The 22,038-nt window shown below is 52.1% G+C and carries 18 protein-coding genes, 1 tRNA gene and 1 pseudogene; 9 read left to right on the top strand and 11 right to left on the bottom strand.

Going from position 1 to position 22,038, the window contains the following annotated elements:
• Window positions 1-75 precede the first annotated feature (75 nt).
• The 8 genes from AC6HVW_RS03690 (at window position 76) to AC6HVW_RS03725 (ending at window position 8,234) form a co-directional block, all read left to right on the top strand.
• Window positions 76-990, top strand: coding sequence for an ABC transporter permease subunit (locus AC6HVW_RS03690; RefSeq protein WP_186486309.1), 915 nt, complete (start codon window positions 76-78; stop codon window positions 988-990).
• An 8-nt stretch (window positions 991-998) separates the two neighbouring features.
• Window positions 999-2,285, top strand: coding sequence for a high-affinity branched-chain amino acid ABC transporter permease LivM (gene livM, locus AC6HVW_RS03695; protein ID WP_071680982.1), 1,287 nt, complete (start codon window positions 999-1,001; stop codon window positions 2,283-2,285).
• On the top strand, window positions 2,282-3,157 hold the full coding sequence (locus AC6HVW_RS03700) for an ABC transporter ATP-binding protein (protein WP_071680981.1): 876 nt from the start codon (window positions 2,282-2,284) through the stop codon (window positions 3,155-3,157). Before livM ends, AC6HVW_RS03700 begins: the two co-directional genes overlap by 4 nt.
• On the top strand, window positions 3,154-3,870 hold the full coding sequence (locus AC6HVW_RS03705; RefSeq protein WP_071680980.1) for an ABC transporter ATP-binding protein: 717 nt from the start codon (window positions 3,154-3,156) through the stop codon (window positions 3,868-3,870). Before AC6HVW_RS03700 ends, AC6HVW_RS03705 begins: the two co-directional genes overlap by 4 nt.
• A gap of 172 nt (window positions 3,871-4,042) precedes the next feature.
• On the top strand, window positions 4,043-5,230 hold the full coding sequence (locus tag AC6HVW_RS03710) for a sugar transporter (RefSeq protein ID WP_021805810.1): 1,188 nt from the start codon (window positions 4,043-4,045) through the stop codon (window positions 5,228-5,230).
• A 235-nt stretch (window positions 5,231-5,465) separates the two neighbouring features.
• The gene (gene proR / locus AC6HVW_RS03715; RefSeq protein ID WP_021180280.1) at window positions 5,466-5,768 is read left to right on the top strand and encodes a transcriptional regulator ProR; all 303 of its coding nucleotides are present in this window, start codon (window positions 5,466-5,468) and stop codon (window positions 5,766-5,768) included.
• 143 nt (window positions 5,769-5,911) lie between these two features.
• The gene (locus AC6HVW_RS03720; RefSeq protein ID WP_071680979.1) at window positions 5,912-6,772 is read left to right on the top strand and encodes an aldo/keto reductase family oxidoreductase; all 861 of its coding nucleotides are present in this window, start codon (window positions 5,912-5,914) and stop codon (window positions 6,770-6,772) included.
• Window positions 6,773-7,031: 259 nt separating this feature from the next.
• A complete protein-coding gene (locus tag AC6HVW_RS03725; RefSeq protein ID WP_081366980.1) occupies window positions 7,032-8,234 on the top strand; it encodes a Bcr/CflA family multidrug efflux MFS transporter in 1,203 nt (400 codons plus the stop codon).
• 72 nt (window positions 8,235-8,306) lie between these two features.
• Here AC6HVW_RS03725 and AC6HVW_RS03730 read toward each other — a convergent pair whose 3' ends face one another.
• From AC6HVW_RS03730 to AC6HVW_RS03755, 6 genes are all read right to left on the bottom strand, one after another.
• Entirely contained in the window at window positions 8,307-9,251 is a 945-nt protein-coding gene (locus AC6HVW_RS03730) for a p-hydroxyphenylacetate 3-hydroxylase reductase component (protein ID WP_071680978.1), read from the bottom strand.
• Between the two features lie 20 nt (window positions 9,252-9,271).
• On the bottom strand, window positions 9,272-10,441 hold the full coding sequence (locus AC6HVW_RS03735) for a p-hydroxyphenylacetate 3-hydroxylase oxygenase component (RefSeq protein ID WP_071680977.1): 1,170 nt from the start codon (window positions 10,439-10,441) through the stop codon (window positions 9,272-9,274).
• 299 nt (window positions 10,442-10,740) lie between these two features.
• Window positions 10,741-11,988 (bottom strand): ATP-grasp domain-containing protein, encoded by a 1,248-nt coding sequence (locus tag AC6HVW_RS03740; RefSeq protein WP_071680976.1) that lies wholly within the window; start codon window positions 11,986-11,988, stop codon window positions 10,741-10,743.
• 1 nt (window position 11,989) lies between these two features.
• Window positions 11,990-13,363: an MFS transporter gene (locus AC6HVW_RS03745; protein WP_071680975.1), complete on the bottom strand. Its 1,374-nt coding sequence runs from the start codon at window positions 13,361-13,363 to the stop codon at window positions 11,990-11,992.
• A gap of 3 nt (window positions 13,364-13,366) precedes the next feature.
• Window positions 13,367-14,491, bottom strand: coding sequence for an ATP-grasp domain-containing protein (locus AC6HVW_RS03750; protein ID WP_497569272.1), 1,125 nt, complete (start codon window positions 14,489-14,491; stop codon window positions 13,367-13,369).
• Window positions 14,492-14,500: 9 nt separating this feature from the next.
• Window positions 14,501-15,553 carry a Fe(II)-2OG oxygenase family protein gene (locus tag AC6HVW_RS03755; RefSeq protein ID WP_071680973.1) on the bottom strand — a complete coding sequence of 351 codons (1,053 nt, stop codon included), beginning with the start codon at window positions 15,551-15,553 and terminating at the stop codon, window positions 14,501-14,503.
• Window positions 15,554-15,848: 295 nt separating this feature from the next.
• Between AC6HVW_RS03755 and AC6HVW_RS03760 the strand changes: the two genes are divergently transcribed.
• Complete coding sequence (locus tag AC6HVW_RS03760; RefSeq protein WP_059201165.1) at window positions 15,849-16,481, top strand: TetR/AcrR family transcriptional regulator; 633 nt, start codon at window positions 15,849-15,851, stop codon at window positions 16,479-16,481.
• Between the two features lie 385 nt (window positions 16,482-16,866).
• Here the strand turns inward: AC6HVW_RS03760 and AC6HVW_RS03765 are convergent.
• The 5 genes and pseudogenes from AC6HVW_RS03765 to AC6HVW_RS03785 form a co-directional block, all read right to left on the bottom strand.
• Window positions 16,867-17,142, bottom strand: a pseudogene (locus tag AC6HVW_RS03765) (IS3 family transposase); the annotation flags it as partial.
• A 107-nt stretch (window positions 17,143-17,249) separates the two neighbouring features.
• A tRNA-Asn gene (locus tag AC6HVW_RS03770) sits at window positions 17,250-17,325 on the bottom strand.
• 284 nt (window positions 17,326-17,609) lie between these two features.
• Window positions 17,610-18,668: a ferric ABC transporter ATP-binding protein gene (gene fbpC, locus AC6HVW_RS03775; RefSeq protein WP_039995816.1), complete on the bottom strand. Its 1,059-nt coding sequence runs from the start codon at window positions 18,666-18,668 to the stop codon at window positions 17,610-17,612.
• 25 nt (window positions 18,669-18,693) lie between these two features.
• Window positions 18,694-20,772, bottom strand: coding sequence for an ABC transporter permease (locus tag AC6HVW_RS03780; protein ID WP_071680972.1), 2,079 nt, complete (start codon window positions 20,770-20,772; stop codon window positions 18,694-18,696).
• Between the two features lie 67 nt (window positions 20,773-20,839).
• On the bottom strand, window positions 20,840-21,871 hold the full coding sequence (locus AC6HVW_RS03785; protein WP_021180290.1) for an ABC transporter substrate-binding protein: 1,032 nt from the start codon (window positions 21,869-21,871) through the stop codon (window positions 20,840-20,842).
• Window positions 21,872-22,038 lie beyond the last annotated feature (167 nt).

Here is a 22,038-nt window from a genome sequence, read left to right on the forward strand (position 1 = left end):
GGATCCGTTCCTTAACCTCCTTTGGGCCGCGTGGTGCTGAACTTGTGGCCCGCCCATCAGGTGAGATTGCTTATTATGGACGTATTCTTCCTGCAACAGCTGATTAACGGCCTGATCCTTGGCGCGGTGTATGGCCTGATCGCCATCGGCTACACCATGGTGTACGGCATTATTGGCATGATCAACTTCGCCCACGGCGAGGTGTATATGATTTCTGCCTATCTGTGTGCGATTGGCCTGGCGCTGCTCTCCTTCTTTGGTCTCCACTCTTTCCCGCTGTTGATCCTGGGCACCCTGGTTTTCACCATCGTGGTTACCGGCGTTTATGGCTGGGTGATTGAGCGTATTGCTTATAAACCGCTGCGTAACTCCACGCGTCTGGCTCCGCTGATTTCTGCCATTGGTATGTCGCTGATTTTGCAGAACTACGCGCAAATTAGTCAGGGGCCGCGCCAGCAGGGGATCCCCACGCTGCTGGACGGCGTTTTTCGGCTCAATTTTGATGGCGGTGTGATCCAGATTACCTACACCAAGGTATTTATTCTGGTCGCTGCACTATTGGGTATGGCGGTGCTTACCTACGTGATCCAACGCACGCGCCTGGGGCGTATCTGCCGGGCTACCCAACAGGATCGCAAGATGGCGTCGATACTCGGTATCAATACCGATCGGGTGATCTCGCTGGTGTTTGTGATTGGCGCGGCGATGGCCGGGCTGGCCGGGGTGCTGGTCACCATGAACTACGGCACCTTCGATTTTTACGTGGGCTTTATTATCGGCGTCAAAGCCTTCACCGCAGCGGTGCTGGGGGGCATTGGCTCATTGCCCGGCGCGATGCTCGGAGGCTTGCTGCTTGGCGTGGCAGAGGCACAGTTCGCCGGCATGGTGAACTCGGATTACAAGGATGTGTTTTCATTCGGTCTGCTGGTGGTGATCCTGATTTTCCGCCCTCAGGGCCTGCTGGGGCGGCCAATGGTCGCTAAGGTGTGAGGGAAACTATGTCTCAATCCACAGTTCATCAAGGGCTGAGTATTAAACGCAGCCTGTTGGATGCCGTTCTCGCGGGCCTGATCGCGCTGATTGTGTTTGGCCCGATCGTCGGTATTGTGCTGGACGGCTACAGTTTCAACTTTGAGCCACACCGCCTGGTGGTGATTATCGCGGTAGTGATGGTGGGGCGACTGTTACTCAGCCTGTTTTTGCAAACGTCGTTGGGGCGCAGGGTGTCGGCGCGTTTTGAAGGGGGCAATGACGGTGTCTATGTTCGTCCAGTCGGAGCCAGGACGAGCCTGCGTTGGATCCTGCCACTACTGGTGGTGTTGGTATTACTGTTCCCATTTATGGCGACCAAATACCTGCTGACCGTGGCGATCCTCGGCCTGATTTATGTGTTGTTAGGGCTAGGATTGAACATTGTGGTGGGGCTGGCCGGGCTGCTCGATCTGGGTTACGTGGCGTTTTATGCCATTGGTGCCTACGGCCTGGCGCTGGGCTATCAGTATCTTGGCCTGGGCTTTTGGGCGATGTTGCCGCTGGGGGCGTTGATGGCGGCGCTGGCTGGGGCGTTGCTGGGATTCCCAGTGCTGCGTATGCACGGTGACTATCTGGCGATTGTGACGCTGGGTTTTGGTGAAATCATTCGCCTAGTGCTGAATAACTGGGTGTCGTTGACCGGCGGGCCAAACGGCGTTTCGGTTCCTGCTCCGACCCTGTTCGGCCTGGAATTTGGCCGCCGAGCCAAGGAAGGGGGAGTACCGATCCACGAGTTTCTTGGTATTACCTACAACCCCAACCTGAAGTTTATCTTTATCTACACGGTGCTGTGCCTGGTGGTGTTGCTGGTGCTGTTCGTCAAACATCGGTTGACGAGGATGCCGATAGGGCGGGCATGGGAAGCGTTACGGGAGGATGAAATCGCTTGCCGTTCGCTCGGGCTTAATCATGTGCTGGTCAAACTCTCGGCGTTTATGATGGGAGCTTCCACCGCGGGTATCGCCGGGGTGTTCTTTGCTACCTATCAAGGGTTCGTCAATCCAACATCGTTTACCTTCTTTGAATCGGCGCTGATCCTGGCGATCGTGGTGCTGGGGGGAATGGGATCGACTATCGGCGTCGTGCTGGCTGCCTTTGTGCTGACGGTGGCCCCGGAACTGCTGCGCAGCTTTGCCGAATATCGAGTGTTGCTGTTTGGCGTACTGATGGTGTTGATGATGATCTGGCGCCCACGCGGCCTGGTGCGTATCAGCCGTAGCAGCTTTACGCCACGCAAGGGGGTAGCACCATGAGCGATGCCATTTTGCGCGTTGAACATTTGATGATGCACTTCGGCGGCATCAAAGCGCTGAACGATGTGAACCTGGAAGTGGAACGTGGGTCGATCACCGCGTTGATCGGCCCGAACGGCGCGGGGAAAACTACGGTGTTTAACTGCCTGACGGGTTTTTATCATGCCAGCGGCGGGGCGATCCTGCTCAATACTCACAAACGACCCATCGATGTGATCCGTATCCTCGGGCAGAAATTCCGTGCAGGGGATTGGATTAACCCCGCGCAACTGGGGTCGCGCCTTTACTACAAAATGTTTGGTGGCACACATCTGGTGAACCGTGCCGGGCTTGCCCGCACCTTCCAGAATATCCGCCTGTTCCGTGAGATGTCGGTGGTGGAGAACCTGTTGGTGGCGCAACACCGTTTGAGTAACCGAAACCTGATTGCTGGCGTGCTCAATACGCCAGCCTATCGCCGGGCAGAAAATGAAGCACTGGACCGCGCATTTTACTGGCTGGAGGTGGTCGAGTTGGTGGACTGTGCCAACCGCCTGGCGGGGGAGATGTCCTACGGCCAGCAGCGGCGGCTGGAGATCGCCCGCGCGATGTGCACTACCCCGGAAATGATCTGCCTGGATGAGCCCGCCGCCGGGTTGAACCCGGTGGAAACCGCCACCCTGAGCCGGATCATCCGCTTTTTGCGCCAGCATCATGATATTACGGTGCTGCTGATCGAACATGATATGGGCATGGTGATGGAGATTTCCGACCGGGTGATCGTACTGGATCACGGCAATGTGATCGCCGAGGGGACGCCGCAGGAGATCCAACACAATGACAGCGTGATCGCCGCTTATCTGGGCGCAGACGAAGAGGAGCTGGCGGGATGAGCGAGGTGATGCTGGAATTTCGCGAGGTAGATGTCCATTACGGCCCAATCCAGGCGCTGGAACAGGTGTCATTACAGGTCAGGCAAGGGGAAACCGTAGCGTTGATCGGGGCCAACGGGGCGGGGAAATCCACCTTGCTGATGTCAATCTTTGGCCAACCCCGCATCAGCGGTGGGCAGATCCTGTTTCAGGGGACGGATATCAGCCAGCGGTCGACGCATTTTGTGGCCAGCAGTGGCATCGCGCAGGCCCCAGAAGGGCGGAGGATTTTCCCCGACATGAGCGTAGAGGAAAATCTGCTGATGGGCACCATCACCCTTGGTAACCGCTATGCCGCTGAAGATATGCAACGTATGTATGAGCTGTTTCCGCGCCTGAAAGAGCGGCGTAACCAGCGGGCGATGACCATGTCCGGCGGTGAGCAGCAAATGTTGGCGATAGCCCGTGCGCTGATGAGCCGGCCAAAGTTGCTGTTGCTGGATGAGCCGAGTCTGGGGCTGGCACCGATCATCGTCAAACAGATCTTCAGCATTCTGCGCGAACTGGCCAACGGCGGCATGACAATTTTCCTGGTGGAGCAAAACGCCAACCATGCGCTGAAGCTGTCCGATCGGGGCTATGTGATGGTCAATGGGCAAATCCGCCTGAGCGGCAGCGGTGCCGAACTGCTGAGCAATCAGGAGGTGAGAAAGGCTTATCTGGGAGGCGCATAAAGGTAACCGCCCCGATGAGGGGCGCATTGAACATCCTCGATCCTAGGGGCGTCAAATATGGCGCTCCTACTGTTGAAAAAAACAGCACTACAAAAACGTGATCTAGGTCGCATTCTGGTTACGGGTTAGTTAAAATGGCGCCACTGCCAGCCCCTGTTCCGGAACACCTACAATGGATGAAATCAGCACTTCCCGCTCGACCGCCTGGATGCGCGTGGTCGTCTTGGCCATTTCGGCATTTATCTTTAATACCACCGAATTTATCCCCGTCGGGTTATTGAGTGATATTGCCCAAAGCTTTGGGATGCAAACCGAGCAGGTGGGGCTGATCATCACGATTTATGCCTGGATCGTTGCCACGATGTCGCTGGTCTGTATGTTGCTGACCAGCAAGATTGAGCGGCGTAAGCTGCTGATCGGGGTATTTATCCTGTTTATTGCCAGCCATGTGCTCACCGCGGTGGCCTGGAACTTTACCACCTTGGTGATCTCGCGTGCCGGTGTGGCGCTGGCGCACTCGGTGTTCTGGTCGATCACCGCGTCATTGGCCATTCGTGTTGCACCCGCAGGCAAAAAGGCACAGGCGTTGAGTATGCTGGCGGGGGGAACCGCGCTGGCGATGGTGTTGGGTTTACCGTTAGGGCGAGTGGTGGGGCAGCTACTCGGTTGGCGTATGACGTTTATTGGCATTGCCGTGTGCGCCACCCTGGCGTTGGTGATGCTGTGGCGCTTGCTGCCGGTGCTGAAAAGCGAGCATTCCGGTTCACTGGCCAGCGTTCCCCTGTTGTTCAAACGCCCGGAGCTGGTCAGCCTGTATATGTTGACCATCATTGTGGTGACGGCGCACTTTACTGCCTACAGCTACATCGAGCCCTTTATCCAGACCGTGGCCGGGTTATCCGCCAACTTTACCACCTTGATGCTGTTACTGTTTGGTGCTGCGGGCATTGTCGGCAGCCTGCTATTCAGCCGCTACAGCGAACGTTTCCCGTCGGGTTTCTTCATGGGGGCAATTGGTCTGCTGGCCCTCAGCCTGTTATTGCTGTTGCCCGCTTCCGGTAATGAAACGACCTTGACGTTGCTGTGTGTGGTCTGGGGCATGGCCATCATGGCGATTGGTCTTTCGATGCAGGCGAAGGTGCTCAGTCTGGCACCGGATGCGACCGATGTCTCGATGGCGATCTTCTCCGGCTTGTATAACTTTGGGATCGGCGGCGGGGCGTTGCTGGGCAACCAGGTCAGCCTGCATCTGGGAATGCCAAACATTGGCTTCGTCGGAGCGCCGTTGGCCCTGATCGCCCTCGGCTGGTGTATCTTGAGTTTCTATCGTAACGAACGCTTGCAGCACCATCGGGCTTGATAGCTCTGGCAAACACCTCGTAGATACTCTCCATGCTGACAAACTTCAACCGGTTCTGAACGTAGGGGCGCTGCACGCTGCGCCCCTACGGTTGGACATGGTGTTGTTTTTAGGGACGCTGCAATGTGTGGGTATTCCCTCCTAGATGCTCACCGCACAGCCTGGTTATAGGTTTGCACCTATATAGCATTTAACCTATATTGGTCTAGGTTCAACGACAAAAAAGGAGTAGGCCATGGGCAGAACACTCGAACAAATCCTGGCGGAAGAAAAACCCGAGGTAGTGGCCAGCGCTGAGCGCATTGCGGCGGATACGCTGCTCAATATTCACCTGGCCGAACTACGTGAGCGGGTGCAGAAAACCCAGGTCGAAATGGCGCAGGCACTTGGCATCAAACAACCCACCGTGGCGGGCATGGAAAAACCTGGCCGCGATCTGAAGCTCTCCTCGCTCAAACGCTATATCGAGGCCGCAGGGGGCAAGCTGCGTCTGGATATCGAGCTGCCAGATGGTTCACACTATGGGTTTGTTATTTAATCAACTGGCTCGATGATTCAACCCTAAATCAATCGTGCATCGGTTTGAACGCTGTAGCTTGCCAGGCGACGGGTATATATTGTTTGCCTATCGTCGGTAACAGCAGCGTCTGAACTTTGCGCCATCTTATTAGGAGTTTGAATATGTCCAGCACTCATCTGTCAGGTACCTTTGCGCTCGGCACGCATACCGTCAAGCGGCTCGGCTATGGCGCCATGCAGCTCGCCGGGCCGGGGGTTTTCGGTCCGCCGAAGGATCCTGAAACGGCCATCGCGGTTCTGCGTGAAGTGGTTGCCAACGGGGTCAACCATATCGATACCAGCGATTTTTATGGCCCGCATTACACCAATCAAATTATTCGCCAGGCACTGCATCCTTATGCCGACGATCTGGTCATTGTCACCAAGATCGGCGCTCGCCGCGATGAGCAAGGCGCATGGTTGCCTGCATTTTCTCCGGCGGAGTTGACCCAGGCCGTGCATGACAACCTGCGTAATCTGGGGTTGGATGTGCTTGATGTGGTCAATCTGCGCTGCATGTTTGATGCACATGGTCCGGCAGAGGGGTCGCTTGAAGAGCCACTCTCCGTGTTAGCCGAGCTACAGCAGCAGGGGCTGGTCCGCCATATCGGGCTGAGCAATGTCACCTCGGCTCAGGTTGCGCAAGGGCAGAAGATTTGTGAGATTGTCTGCGTACAGAATAATTACAACCTGGTACATCGGGATGACGACGCACTGATCGACGAACTGGCTGGCAAGGGCATTGCCTATGTGCCGTTCTTCCCGCTGGGTGGATTCACGCCGTTGCAGTCTACGACGTTGTCGGAAGTTGCGCAGCAGGTGGGAGCCTCGCCTATGCAAGTGGCACTAGCCTGGTTGCTGCAGCGTTCACCCAACATTCTGCTGATCCCAGGGACATCCTCCTTGGCACATCTGAAAGAGAACCTTGCCGCAGCCCAACTCAAACTGCCGGGCGAAGCTATTGCGAAGTTGAATGCGATCTAAGGCAACGCGGCAACTGTAACCTCTGCGGGAGCCCTGGGTTCCCGCTAAAAATACATCCTCCCAGCATTCTCAGCCCTCTGCGTTTCAACGCCAGCCCTGTTTTCTTTAATGTATTAATAAAATCCATTCTCGTCAGGAAAGAGACAAATGTTGTCTTAAATGTGTCCATTTTATAAGATGATTGTTAATATGTTAACGAATGATCACCAAGACTCACGCCCACAACCGCTGAGGCGTTATTGATGATAAAGGAGCCGCTATGCCACCTGCCTTTACTAACCGGCCGCCACGATGGTTGATCCCGCTACTGGGATCGCTGGTGGCTTTTGGCCCACTGTCGATTGATATGTATCTACCTGCGTTACCCGCGATGGGGCAACAACTGCATGCCACACAGGGGCAGATGCAGCATACATTGGGGTCATTCTTTGCCGGTTTTTGCATCGGCATGTTGCTGTACGGGCCACTTAGCGATCGGCTAGGCAGGCGAAAGCTGTTGCTGAGCGGCATGCTGCTGTTTGTGATTGCCAGCGTGCTCTGTACGCAGGTCACGCAGGTTGAGCAACTGGTGATACTGCGGGCGTTACAGGCATTTGGTAGCGGGGCCGCTGTAGTGATGGCGCGCGCCATTGCCAGGGATGTTTATGCCTCGGATGAGCTGCCCCGAGTGTTATCGCTGATGACGCTGGTTACCATGATTGCACCGCTGCTGGCCCCGTTGTTAGGCGGTGCTTTGCTGACTATCTTCGACTGGCAAGCCATCTTCATGCTGTTGGCGGTGGTGGGTTGTATCAGTGGGTTATTGGTATTCTGGGTACTGCCGGAGACGTTAAAGACCCCGCCAGGGCAGTCAGGCAGCATCCTGAAAGCGTTTCATAACTATTGCCTGTTGGTCCGTGACAGAGAAGCAATGGGCATTATTGCTACCCTGGCGTTTTCCTTCGCGGGCATGTTTGCCTTTATCAGCGGTTCTCCCTTTGTCTACATCAGCTACTTCCAGGTTCCCGCTCAGTATTACGGGCTGCTGTTTGGCTGCAACGTTATAGGCATGATCGCCGTGCTGCTGCTGAACGTGCGGATGCTGAAGGTCTACAGCCTGCCGCGCCTATTGATGATACAAAGCAGCGCCCAGGTGTTGTTTGGGTTGTTGCTACTGGTGTTCCACCAGCAGAGCCTGTCCATCCTGGTGATTCTGGTGGTGTTGTTTATGTCGCTGGTGAATGCCATTGGCACCAACAGCCTGTCGCTATTGTTGCAACAGCGTGGCCAACAGGCTGGGAGCGCCAGTGCCTTGGCGATCTCTTTGCAGTTTGGTATGGGAGCGTTGGCAAGCCTGGCCGTTTCCTGGTTGCAGGATGACACGCCGTTTGCCATGACGTTGGTGATGGCCGTTTGCGCGGCGCTAGGTTGGGTAGGGCAGAGGGTATCTGTGGCGCGAATAGGTTCACGGCTGCATGAATAGGTAGGATGCGGTGGTGAGGTTTTCATGCGCATTGCCGTTGCTGACAATGCGCATGAGGTTTACCGATTTAAATTACTGACTATTGGCAATAATACCGCGCAACAGCTTCTTCAAAATGCCCACTTCGTCAGCCGAGAAGGCGGACAGGACCTGTTCTTGCTGTTTGGCGGCAATATCTCTCAGCACGCTGGCCTGGCGTTCGCCTGCCTCGGTCAAGTGATGGCCATTCTCGGTGCTGGACACCAGGCCTTTACGGTACAACGCTTCCTGCGCCTCTTCGATCTCTCTGGTTGGCATCGCCATTTCTGCCAGCAGGCAGGCCTTATCAAGGCAGGCGTCGCTGTCCAACACCAGCAGCATTCTGGCCTCGCTGGCCCGCAACCCGGTGGAGAGCTGCTTGGGCTGGTAGCTGCTTTGATAGCTGCGCAGCGCCTGGGTGAGCAAGTAGAAGACGTTGTTATTCAAGCGTTCCTGCCTGGCGCTGCCTACTGCATTCTGTGCAACGCGCTCCGCCACCTGCGGGTAAGGCAGCACCATGGAATAGGATCCCTGGTGATACACCAGCGGTGCGCGGCCCAGGTCGTCAAACGCGACCACTTTGCCAATCAGGATCCAATGGTCACCGCCGTCAACCTGCTGATATTTCTCACACTGAAAGCGCGCGGCACAGTCGGTAAGCAAAGGCACGTCACCCGCGCCGACCTCCACCTCAATCCCGGCAAATTTATCCTCGCTGGGGCGGGCGAAACGATTGGAAATATCCATCTGATCGGCGGCCAGCACGTTAATGGCGAAGTGGCTGGCTTGCTCAAAGATCGCGTAGCTGCCGGAGCGTTTATCAATGCTCCACAATACCAACGGCGGATCCAGTGATACCGAGTTAAAGCTGTTGGCCGTGACTCCCACGCGGGTGCCATCTGCGGTTGCTGCCGTCACTACCGTCACGCCGGTGGCGAAATTACCCAGCGCACGGCGAAATGCGCGGGGATCCAGGGCTGGTTCTGTGTGATGTGTCATTAAATAGGAACTCCTGCTCGTTACACCATCGTCGGATCGGGTTCTAACCCCATCAACTCGCGGCCTAATATCTGTGCGCAGACATCGTAATCGGTATAGGCATGTGCCCCGGTCATGTGTGAGTCGCGGAACAGGCGCTGGATCTCATTGCTTTCCATCCAGCTGGTTGCCCCAGCGGCGCTGAACAAGCGATCAACCGATTCGATGCACATTTTGACTGCGTAAGCCTGGTTGGTGCGCCAGAACGTCAATGTCTGATGAGAGGGATATTGGTGCTTACGGCCGTGTTCGGCATGTTCTTGCCAGGTTTTCTCCAAAAAGGCACGGGCGGCAGCAACCTGATGGGTGGACTCAGCCAGACGCATCAGCGCCGGGGTGGCCGTTCCCACGCTGGCTCCGGTATAGGCTCGCACGCGGTTTTGGGTTTTTTCTTTAAAGGCGACCAACATACGCTCCGCAACGCCAAGGCTGATGGCGGCAAAACCGCAGGCGAAATAGGGGCGATAGGGCGAGTAGAAGATATTACTGTCCGGGTAGAGGCCGAAACCTGCAGAGCGCCCATGCATCATATCCTGAGCGGCTTCAATGCGGTGGTTCGGTACGAAGGCATTTTTAATGACCAGCGTTTTGGAACCGCTGCCGCGCATGCCAACCGCAAACCAGTCATCACGGATTTCGTAATCGCTGCGTGGGATCACGCCAAAGCTGTAGAGCAGCTCACCTTCGGCGTTTTTGCGGCGAAAGCCGACAATTGCCCATTCGGCGTGGTCACAACCGCTGCTCCAGCCCATTTCACCGCTCAGATAGACACCGCCTTCGGCTTCCTCAATGCGGCCAAACGGGGCAATACTGCTGCTGGCGGTGGCGTCTGGATTTTCTCCCCAGATCTCTTGTTGCAGTTTGGCAGAAAACATCGCTATCTGATGGCTGTGGGTGCATAGCAGGCTGAAAGCCCAGGCCGTTCCGCCACAGGCTCCGGCCAGCGCGGCGACACAGTCGGTGAATTCTGGCAGGGAGATTTCCAGGCCACCGAATTTTTTCGGTTGGAATACCCGGTGCATACCTATGCTTTTTAACAAACGGATATTCTCATCCGGTACTTTTCGTTCGCTTTCCGCCTGTGCGGCGTTGGCAGCGATAAGTGGCAGAATGGGCAGTAATTTTTCCAGCATCGGGTTGCTAGTTTTCATCAGTTGGTTCCCTCGGTAGGGGTGGGCGTGGGATGAGTATGGGGGAAGGGTAATTTAATGGAATGTAACATTCAGGTAAAAAATTGTACTTTTCATGTTAAATGTTGAGGGTGTGATCTGGAGGCAGGTTTGAGGGGCTGGGTGTGAGGCTCTTGGTTAGCCACCTGATATGCGCTGGTTGAGATTGCATAAATTTTCTGCTCTTTTTTGGGGCGATTAGAATGGTGTTAGTTGAATAATTAAAAAGAGAGGCAGTGCATGCCTTTTTATCTTAACTACCTCCCTAATTTGGCTGTTTTTTAGTCTTGTTTATACATGGCCCCTGTATTTTCTTCATGGCGTACTAAAAGGAGATCGGTTGCTAGTTGTTTACTGTCCCGATTAAAAAGAGATAGAGTACCTATCGCTGTCTTCAGATCTTTAGTCTTGGGAGTTATTCCTTCAGTAGGTAAATTGGATTTATAACTGACAAAAGAAGATAACGTTTCTAATCTCGACCAATAATCTTTGCGCAATTTACGGCCGGCCAAAGGAGAACGAAGTAATACATGCATCGCCTGACCATAAAATGAAAGGGGATGAGAGCATGAGGTCATAAAGTAATCAGGGGATAAGAGGGAGGTGACCACATCCTGGACATGATTACGGCCACATGCATAAGTGGTCAGACGGAGGTCAAGACTCCCATGTAAGCGACAGTTAAGCTCGACTAGTGCTGGGCCATTTTCAGTCAGAATAACCTCAAGATGTGAAGGGCCATTACGGACGCCAAGAGCATTTAAAACAGCTGTTGCATACTCCCGAATTACAGTGTATTTCGGCAAGGTGTGATCAACTGTTTCCATATTATCAAGAAACGGCGATGACCCGTTGTCACGTTTGACAAGCCAAATACTGGTTAAGTAGTGTTTTCCATTTAACGATACGCTATCAAGAATATATTCCTTCCCAGCTAAGAAGCTTTGAATTAAAACAGTTGTATTTGGCTCTTCATAGTATGAAGACGAGTTCATTACCTTATTAAAGTACCGGTGTACTTCCTTAATAGAGCTACATTTAAAGACACCTTTTACTCCTGCGCTTTCAACTGGCTTTATAATAACAGGATACTGATTTCTGTTCCCGACCCAATTTAAGATGACTTGTATGTTATCTGATAATATCTGTTCTGGGGCTCGTAATCCTGCTTTTCTGACGGTTTCTATCATTTCAAACTTGTGCCGCCTAGCTAGATTTAACTCCGGCTCATTGACATATGTCAGATTCAACGCGTTGGCGATGGCTCCTGCCACTGCTAACGCTGAGTCCAAACCATGTAATACAGCTGAGATTTGCCATTTGGATAGACGCTCAAGGGTTTGCGTTATGTCACCCTGATGGGTCAAACATGCCACGTAATCTTGCTGATTGATCATTGCTCCAAAGTGACTGGCTATAACAGGATCGCTAAACAGATGGATGCAAGGAATGCCATAAGCTCGGAATAAAGGAGCATAACTTGCAGAAGTAGAAGCCCCATCGACAATAAGAATATAACTGATATTCATCTTAAACCCTCTTGATTTCAGACTCATAAAACATTGCATAGGTAAGGAGTGCTGTTATCAGCATGGTAAAGGCTGCAATAAGAAAGCCGGTGGCAGCTCCGACGTTTACTGGGAAATGTACGCCGGAGACAAGAAGCCCAAGCAACGCTACGCCAATAGCACCACCGATTTGACGCATGGAGTTAATCGCTGCTGAGGCGGTTGCCGTCTTATCGGCAGGTGCTGCATGAATGAAAGCCGAAATAAGCGTGGGCAAGGCAATTCCGCCACCTATCGGCATAAGAAATAGGAAACATACAAAAGCAAGATAACTCGCATCGGTATACGTAAGAAAAGCCAGAATAGTGTAGGTCACAGAGGCAGTAACCAGTCCGGTCGTGATGGTTAGGCGGGGGCCAAAGCGTTCAGACAAGTAACCGCTGGCAGTATTGGCCACAGCAATAATAGTGAAAGTCAGCAGAGCTAACCCTGTCATAACGGGTGAAAATTCGCGATAAACCTGAAAATAAATGGTTAATATAAAGATAGAACCATAAAATGAAAAATTCATGGTGGCGCCTAGAAGCAATCCCATTGAGAAAATGGGGGTTCGCAGTAAAGTTGGAGGTATAAAAGCATATTCATTATTTCTTAGGTGCCGAATTAACTGTGTCGCTGAAATGAAAAATAATATTATAAATGCAAGGTCAGAAAGGGAATATACGGATTTTTTTCCAAAATTGATAAGTAAAAACACCAGTGAAAAACTGGCTATAATAAAAATCACTATCCCTTTTGTATCGACTTTTTGGCGATGATGACATGGGGGTTCCTTGATAATATAAAGAGTAAAAATTAAACCAGCAAGACAGAACGGGATATTTATCAGAAAAAGTGCGTGCCAAGATAAATATTTTAATATAAGCCCTCCAATAAAAGGCCCTGCGGCACTAATAATGCCACCAATAGCACTCCACCATCCAATGGCTTTTGTACGGAGTACTGCATCGCCTTCGCTGACTGCAGAGAGCAATGCGAGTGATGAAGGAAGAATAAGGGCTGCACCTACCCCTTGTCCGATACGGCCAACAATCATAATATCAATTGAGGTAGCGGAAGCACAAATTAGCGATGCAAACAGGAAAATGACCATTCCAACGAGGTTGATTCTCCGACTGCCAAATCGATCGCTCAATCCGCCTGCTGCAAGCAGAAGGGCTGCAAAAACGATGACATACGCATCTGGGATCCACTGTAGCCCAGACATGTCAGCTTGGAATATTCTGGCAAAGGTCGGTAGGGCAACGTTGACGATAGTGACATCAAGCTGAACCACGATATAGCCAAGTGAAGTAACAAGAGCAGCTTGAAGAAGTGAAGGTCGATGTGCTTTCATTGCTCACTCCACCACAAGATAAACATAGGCTCGGCGCTCCCTTTCCGGAATGAACTGCGGTGCATATATCACTTTGATTTTAGAGTCCGTCAGTTGACTTGCTACAGGGACTTGCCATGATTCAGGATCACAACCAAGAAAAAACATTACTTGAGCAAATTTTTTTGGCTCACGTCGTCTAAAAATTTCAACGTGCTTCCCACTCAAGCGTTTTAATAGTGCATCCGCGATATCAAACATCCATGCATCTCGAATGATAGCGGTAATAAAGCTTCCGGCAATGCGCGGGTTAATTTCAATGATATATATCTGCTCTTCATTAATAATACAGTCTATATGTATAGGGCCCCACATCAGATTCAGTGAGGCTGTAATTTTCTCTGTCATGAGGATGAGTCTGTCAATCTGAGACTCTGTCAAATCAATATCAGAGCTGTAACCCCGTTCAATAAAGCGTGAGCTTGCACGCTTGTTTTTTTTCATAGTGCCAATAAAAACTCCATCAAATAGTTCAACACAATACTCCTGCCCTGCAACGAAGTGTTCAATCAGTACTGCGCCACCAGGGATAATTTCTGGCTGAGCCCTGTATTTAGCACTGAGGTGTTCAAGGTGGACTAAAGCTTCTTTCGTTGTCCGGCATAGACTGATCCCTTGGCTGGCCGAGCCTTCAACCGGTTTAATGACCACAGGATAACTTAAGGTCGCGATCAGGGATGCAGGTAGCTGTTCTGATAGAGAAACTCGAGTTGGAGAAGCTTGCTGAAAACCTAGGCGGCTAAGTGTCTCGCTCTGGTTAATTTTAGATACACAGTAAGCTACTGCTTTTTTATCAGGGCCGGGAACACCAAACCAATCGGCAACTTGAGCTGCAACTGTTGCATATAAGTCGTGTGTAGTTGTTATCAGTAATGCCGAGGTAAATACTACCAGGTTGTTTTTAATCCAATTTATAACGTTCTCAGTGGAAATATTCAATGAGATAACCTGCACGGCGTTTTCAAAAGCGCCATTGAGATTATCATGTTCAGCCGTTAACACGGTGACGCTATAACCATAGCGAATCGCCAGCGACACAAGATATAAGCTGGTGCCAGTATTTCTAGCACCTATAATGACGAGTTGCATTTCAGCCTCTTATTCATCAGTACATTTTTGATCTGCGGTGAGCAATTTAGCGTTGTAAATCCTTTCGCCTTGGCAACTAAAATTGCGGAAAGGCCATAAATTTTTAGTGACGAAAATACGCTGAACCCAGCGATAGGCTCGGCCATTTTCATCATAATTGGCTGTGAATTGATCGCGAGAATGCAGCATGAAATTGTTGTTGATTATCACCATTGTACCAGGAGTAATATGAATGCCTTCAGCCACACTCCGGATAGTGATATGTAATTTCTCTAATGCTTCTTGAGCCCTGCTATTAACGGGTATAACCATATCTGGGTAAAATGCCACGGTTATCCTAGGCGCATTTATCGGTCCAGAAACGACAGGGACTAACTCTGTATTATCTCTGGGAGTAACCGTGGCCGATCTCCAGCGATGAGGGACTTTGATAATGAAAGATCTTTCTCGTAATACAGCAATATCATCTGCAGAAAGTTGCTTAAGCGCTTTGCGAGCATCAGAGATTCGAGTTAATGGTTTTGCTTGTGTATCTTCCCTCACCCCTAGAAGTATGAGTACGAAAGGGGAAGTATCACCTTCCTCCTGATAAACTTGTGCTGCATTTTCAATATGAAAGTCAAGTTCGACTGCGGAGCCTAATCCGGTATAATCAGACGCTTTTTCTTTATGTGGGGTCAGGTTATTGACCAATTCATATCCTTCATGAGCAATGGAGTAGGGTTCTCCTAAAATAGCGCCCATGCCAACTAAAATATTCTCTGTTACAGAACCACTTTTGAATAGTCTACCTGTTTCATTGTTGTGAGGGCTACCTGTAATAACGCTATCAACAGGCAGATTTGTAACTTTAATACCTGCATATTCTGGAAATGGCTTTTTGAGGTCTTCTAGGGCATCAGTTAAGTGTTCAGGCAGAATACTCCACATCAGTTTTCTTATAGCTTTAATATATTCTGAACTTCCTTCTGGCGAATAGGTTAGCCCTGCTATTTTATCGAGAATTACTGATTTTTCTTCGTGACTAAGTTCGATTAACTTCAGTGTTTTTTCCTTATTCATAGCGATCTCCATATGAAAACATTAATTAATCACAGCTAGAATTACATGCGGTTTTTATGCTGTGGAAGTATCAAAAAGGAATAAAAAAGAATAGATTGGTTGTTAAATTGAATAAGAGTGATTTGTGAAATTAAACATCTTTCCAATCATGATTGTAAAATTCAAGTAAAAACATGCGGTTGTTTTAATTATATGATTACTTTCTTTTATTAATCATTAACCTCTTGACTTGTGGATTGATTAATCTACAATTCATGGTGGGCTTATATCACGATAAGAAAAAATAGTGGAAAATATGAAAAAAAATCTTGGTAGACCTCGAGAATTTCACCCGCAGGATTTTCTTGATGCTGCGCTTAGCGTGTTTTGGATGAAAGGTTTTCACGCCACATCAATGGCTGACTTAATGCAGGTATCGGGCTTGGCCAGCGCGAGCATCTACAAGCTATACCCGGATAAAAGGTCCATTTTTCTGGCTGCGTTAACGCAGTATATGGATGATGGTTTGCGGAGAATGGAAAAACGCGCAGGTGAGCAGGATCCTGAAAAAGCACTGAGAGAAACGCTGAATTACTGTGCTTTACTGTCTACCGGCGAAGATGGTACCCGGGGTTGCTTTACCATTGCTACGGCGAGTGAGTTGCTCCCAGATGACAAGGATATCTACGAAAAAGTCAGCTATATGTTCAGCGGAATTAAGAAAAACCTGTTGATCATAATCAAGCAGGGCCAAGAAAAAGGCATATTCAGGCTGGATGTCAAGGCCGAGATTATGGCTGAAAGCCTCTTCATAATGCTTGAAGGAATGCGTGTTTATGGCAAGGTCAAACCTGACTTTTCTGCCCTCAAACAGGCAAACGAATTCATTATGATGAGTGTATTAAAGATGGGGCAGACTAATAGCTCTGCTTTAGCAGGGGGCGGTTAATGTTTATGCCTGGGATGCTTGTACGCTTACGTAAACGACCTGCAATCATGGTCGTCAGTGGAACTACGTCTGATAAGGGGCTGGTGCATTGCTGTTGGTATTACCGGGGTGAGCGAAAACGGCAGACTTTTAGTGCAGAAGAGTTGACCGTTATTGAAGCCGGCTACAATCATCTGAGTTTTACTTGAATGCAATGACAAATGGTTTTTCTCGGTCGATAAATACGACTGGGGGATAGGGGCCGGGAATAGTAAGCTCGAATTCCATAAACAGAACAAAGCTATTTCCCAGTCGGGCCCGTCAGAACGGTTTTATTTTGTGTATTTTCACTGTCTAGACAAGATGATAGCGTATTTTTTAATCACAGTGCGATCTGGGTGACCAGCTCAAGCTGTTCTTTAAGTTCCCTGATCCTTTGTTCAGGAGTTAAAGGGGCAGGCGGTTGGCTCATGGGCAACTCCCGGCTGGAGAGATGGGGAAGACCTGGGGCCCAGTTAAGATGGCCATGCTTGCGCAACCAGGTCAGAACGGTCGAACGTCCCCGAATACCATAGCGCAGTTGAGCCTGTTTGTAGGTCATTTCGCCTTTATCAACCTGCTCAACAACAGCAATTTTAAAAGACAAAGGATAGTCACGTTGTGTACGTTTAAACTCGGCCATTATCACGTTCTCCGGATTTAAGTCGAAAACGTGTCAACGCTATTCAGGACGGGTCACTGAAAAGCAAAAAGCCCGCTTAAGTTTCCTTACGCGGGCTTCTCTAAATATGGCTCCTCTGACTGGACTCGAACCAGTGACATACGGATTAACAGTCCGCCGTTCTACCGACTGAACTACAGAGGAATCGTGTGAACGGGCGGAATCATAACGGGGTGCAGGGGGGAAGTCAAAGGGGATTACGCATTCTGCGTTTGTTTGCTTACAGAATGCGCAACCCGTTGAGCTTTTGGCAGATTTACCCCATAGATGCCCGCGTTAAGTTCAACCGATAGTGATAATGCCCGACGGCGGCGAGAAACAGAGCGAGATCACATCAGTGCCGTAAATGCGGTGATATCGAGACGGGAGTAGGGAATGGACATCGAAAAATCCCCGCCCGGAACCACGAGCGGGGAGTAAATTAAGGCTTACTCGTCGGCGAGGACAAACATGCCGAACGGATGGATTTGCAGGAAATAGCTGTCGCCCGGTTCGGGCTGCAACTGTGTAGCGTTTACCTGCAGCAGCAGCGACTGATCGTGCCAGTTCACCAGCACTTCATACTGCGGCCCCATATAGGCCACCTTGCTGATGGTGCAACGCTGACTTGGTTCCCCATGTTGGCTGAGGGTAATCGCCTCCGGGCGCACGCCCACGGTACATTGCTGCAAACCAGCAGCAAAGCCTTGTGGGCGTGGCACCGCGTAGCCAAAGATCTCTACGCCGCTGCTGGTCACCTTGGCCGGGAAGATGTTGGCATCCCCCATAAATCCGGCCATAAAGCGCGAGGCCGGGTAGCGGTACAGCGTTTGCGGTGCGCCAATCTGCATGATTTCCCCTTTGTTCATCACCAGCACGGTGTCGGAAACCGCAAAGGCTTCACTCTGATCGTGGGTGACATAGAGTGAGGTGATGTTGAACTGCTGCTGCAATTCGCGGATCTTTTCACGCATGCTGCGGCGCAGGTTGGCATCCAGGTTACTCAGCGGTTCATCGAACAGCAGCACCTTGGGTTTGAGGATCAGCGCACGTGCCAGGGCGACGCGTTGCTGCTGGCCGCCGGAGATCTGATCGACATAGCGCTCTTCAAAACCCTCCAGATCGACCAGCATCAGAGCTTCACGTACTCGATCGCGGATCTCCGCCTTGGGCCTTCCCAGCATTTTCAGGCCATAGCCGATGTTATCCCCCAGCGACATATGAGGGAACAGCGCGTAGGACTGGAACACCATACAGATGTCCCGCTGCTGAATGGAGCGATCGGTCACGTCCTCGCCGTCGATAAAGATCTGCCCGCCACTGGGTTTTTCCAGCCCGGCGACCAGGCGCAGGACCGTGGTTTTACCGCAGCCGGAAGGGCCAAGCAGCGTCACCATATCCCCACGGGGGATCGCCAGGCTCAGGTTTTCAATCACGGTGTTGTTGCCAAACCGCTTGGCGACGTTCTTCAGTTCAACAAAGTGCTTCTTATCTTGAATGTCAGACATGTTGTTCATCCTTCTCCGCCGGGTATCAGGCCGCATTCCGGGCTTTGGAACGCGCGACCCGCGCTTCGCCAACCAGGGCATCAAACAGGAAAATAATCGCCAGCATCACTACGATCAGGATCGAGCCGTAGGCGATGGCCACGCCATACTCGCCGTCCTCGACCCGGTTAAGGATGTAGGACGTCGCGACGCGCGTATCTGGCGTCACCAGGAAAACAATGGCGCTCACGGTGGTCATGGCACGGACAAAGCTGTAGACCAACGCCGAGAGGATCGCCGGGCGCAGCAAGGGCAGCAGGATATACACTATGGTGCGAAGCGAACCGGCACGCAGGCTGAGGGAGGCCTCATCCAGCGACTTGTCCAACTGCCCCAAACCGGCGATACCCGCGCGGATCCCCACCGGCACGTTGCGCATCACCATCGAAATGATCACGATGGCTGCCGTTCCGGTCAGGTAAACCGGCGCGCTGTTGAACGCCAGAATGTAGGAAACACCGGCCACGGTGCCTGGCACCGCGAAGCACAGCATGGTGCTGAACTCGATCACTTTTTTACCCTGGAACTGCTGGCGTACCACGATGTAGGCAATCAGCAGGCCGAAGATGGCAGTGATCGGTGCGGCAATCCCGGCATACAGCAAGGTATCGATCAGGGAAGGCCATGCGCCATCGCTGAAGCCTTGGCCGAACAGTTTGCTGAAGTTGTCCAGCGTCAGCGTGTAGTCCACGCCCCAGTTAACGGTAAAGCTGCCGTAGAAAATGCTGCCGTACAGCAAGATGTTGAAGGCAATCCAGACATACAGCATCAACGAGACGCCCCACACCAGCGTCACCGGTAGCGGCTGAACGTCGCCGTGGTTGGATTTGCCGGAAATGGTCACGTAGGAACGCTTGCCGATCCACATGTATTGCACGCAGAACACCAGCAGCGAGAACATCAGCAGCACCACGCCCAGCGTACTGGCTGCCTGATAATCAAGCTGCGCGCCGGTAATGTAGAAGTAGATCTGCGTGGCCAATACGTCGAAGTTGCCGCCGAGAACCAAGGGGTTACTGAAGTCTGCCAACGATTGAACAATGACGATCAGGAACGAGTTGGCCAATGCCGGTTTCAGCAACGGCATAAACACCTGGGTAAAGGTCTGGAAGCGGTTAGCGCGCAACGTGTAGGACGCCTCTTCCAGCGACGGATGGATGGTCTTGATAGCCCCATCGAGGATCATGAATGACATGGGCGTAAAGGCCAGCACCTGGGCCAACCAGATCCCGGTAAAACCGTAGAGCCAGTTGGTGTTGGTCAGGCCGAACCAGGTCACCATCAGCTCGGTGATGTAGCCGGAGCGGCCCATCATCAGGGTGACGCCTAAACCAACCACAAACGGCGGCGTGACGATCGGCAGGATCGAGAAAATACGGCCAATCACCGCTGAACGGCGGGCGATACGCGTGGTATAAATCGCCAGCACCATACCAAAGAAGGTACAGCCAATCCCGACGGCGACGGAGAGCAGGAAGGAGTTCCAGATCACCTGCAAGATATGCGCCTGCCCGAGCGTTTGCATAAATGCCAACGGGGCGAAGGCACCGGCCTCATCGGTGAACATCGGGATAAAGATGGCGATGCTGGGATAAATGATAAACAGCACGATCAGGGCGATCACCGCCACCAGCGAACCGAGTACGAAGCGATCGCCACCCAGCCATTCCAGCCTTGAGAGAGCAAGGGTGATCACTGCGCCCATTGCCACCAGCAGCGGCAAGGTAGCGAATCCCATCCCGGTACCGGTCGCGGCGGCGCTGATAAATACCAATAGCCCGCAGGCCAGAGCATAGCCAGCATCAAACAGATGGCGGTTGCGTTGCTTGCGGCCAGTGGCAATCTGCGGGCGTACAGCCAGCAGCAACGGGGCGGCAAACCACAGCATGGCCAAGCCTGCATGTGACCATCCGTAGGCCGCCAGCAGCTCTTCGCTGGTCGCCTCCAGCAGCCCGTAGTCCAGGCTGTAGGAAGGCAGTAGGGCAAAACCTGCCAGCGCCAGCAGCAACCAGTAGAAAATGGGATCCCGCCCCTGCGCCGTGCGCAAGGTGATGGTTTCAGACATGATATTCCCCGGAATAAACGAAAATTAAGCGGGCGTAGAGCCTACGCCCGATAGATGTGGGATGGGATCAGTGGCCCATCTTCACGTCGTTAACCCATTTGGTGATCAGCTTTTTACGCATGTCGGAAGCGCCGTAGGTATCCATGTCGTAATCGATCAGTTTCAGTTGATCCAGCTTCAGCGAGTTAGGGGAGGTCTCTGCCGTGGTGTTGGTCAGGATCTGGTAAGACTGCCCCTTTTTCCAGGAAAGCTCCTGGGCTTCTTTAGACAGCGCCCAATCCACGAACAGCTTGGCGTTTTCCATATTGCGGGCGTTTTTCAGGATGCTGATACCGCCGATTTCATAGCCAGACCCTTCGCATGGGGAAACCAGCGTCAGAGGTGCGCCTTTTTCTTTTTCCAGCGAATAGTCGTGCAGGAAGCCAATGCCGATCGTGGTTTCACCGCGCGCGGCGTTGCGGGCCGGGGCGATGCCGGATTTGGTGTACTGTGAGATATTGCCGTTCAGCTGTTTCAGGTAATCAAAGGCGGCCTCTTCGCCCCACAACTGCGCAAAGGTGGCCAGCGCGGTGTAGGCCGTACCGGAACTCTGTGGATCGGCGATCTGGATTTCCCCTTTGTAGATCGGGTTGGTCAGGTCCTTCCAGCACTTGGGTTCAGGCAGGTTTTTCTCTTTCAGGCGATCGGTGTTGACGCCGAAACCGAGAATGCCGATATACACCGCAGAGGAGTAGTTGCCTTTACGTTTGGCCGGATCGCGGAACTGCGGCATGATTTGCTCCAGGTTCGGCGAGGCGTAAGCCTCCAGCAGGTCCATTTCACCGGCCTGCGATTGAGGATCCAGCGTGCCGCCGTACCAGACGTCGGCCTGTGGGTTTTTCTTCTCCGCGTCTACCTTGGCCAGGGTGCTGCCAGAGCCGTTGCGGATAAAGCTGGTCTTGACGTCGTATTTTTCCCCGAAGGCTTTGGCTTCTTCCTCGCACATGGCGTTGGTGGCGCTGCAATAGATCACCAGACGGCCTTTGGCCTGCACGGTTCCGGCCAGGGCTGTCAGCGCCAGCGTGGTGGCCAGCAGGGTGTTGAGAGGTGTCAATTTCATGGTGTTGTCCTTTTTGTTGTTGTCTTTGTAGGGTAAAGCAAACCATTTTCCCCTCACCCCAACCCTCTCCCACAGGGAGAGGGAGCTGATCCGGTGTTGCTATTGGGTGCGAGGATCAATCTGTGGCACTTTTTATCCTCTGGCTCCAGTCCCTCTGATCTGACGTC

The sequence above is a fragment of the Serratia sp. NCCP-200 genome, assembly GCF_059697885.1.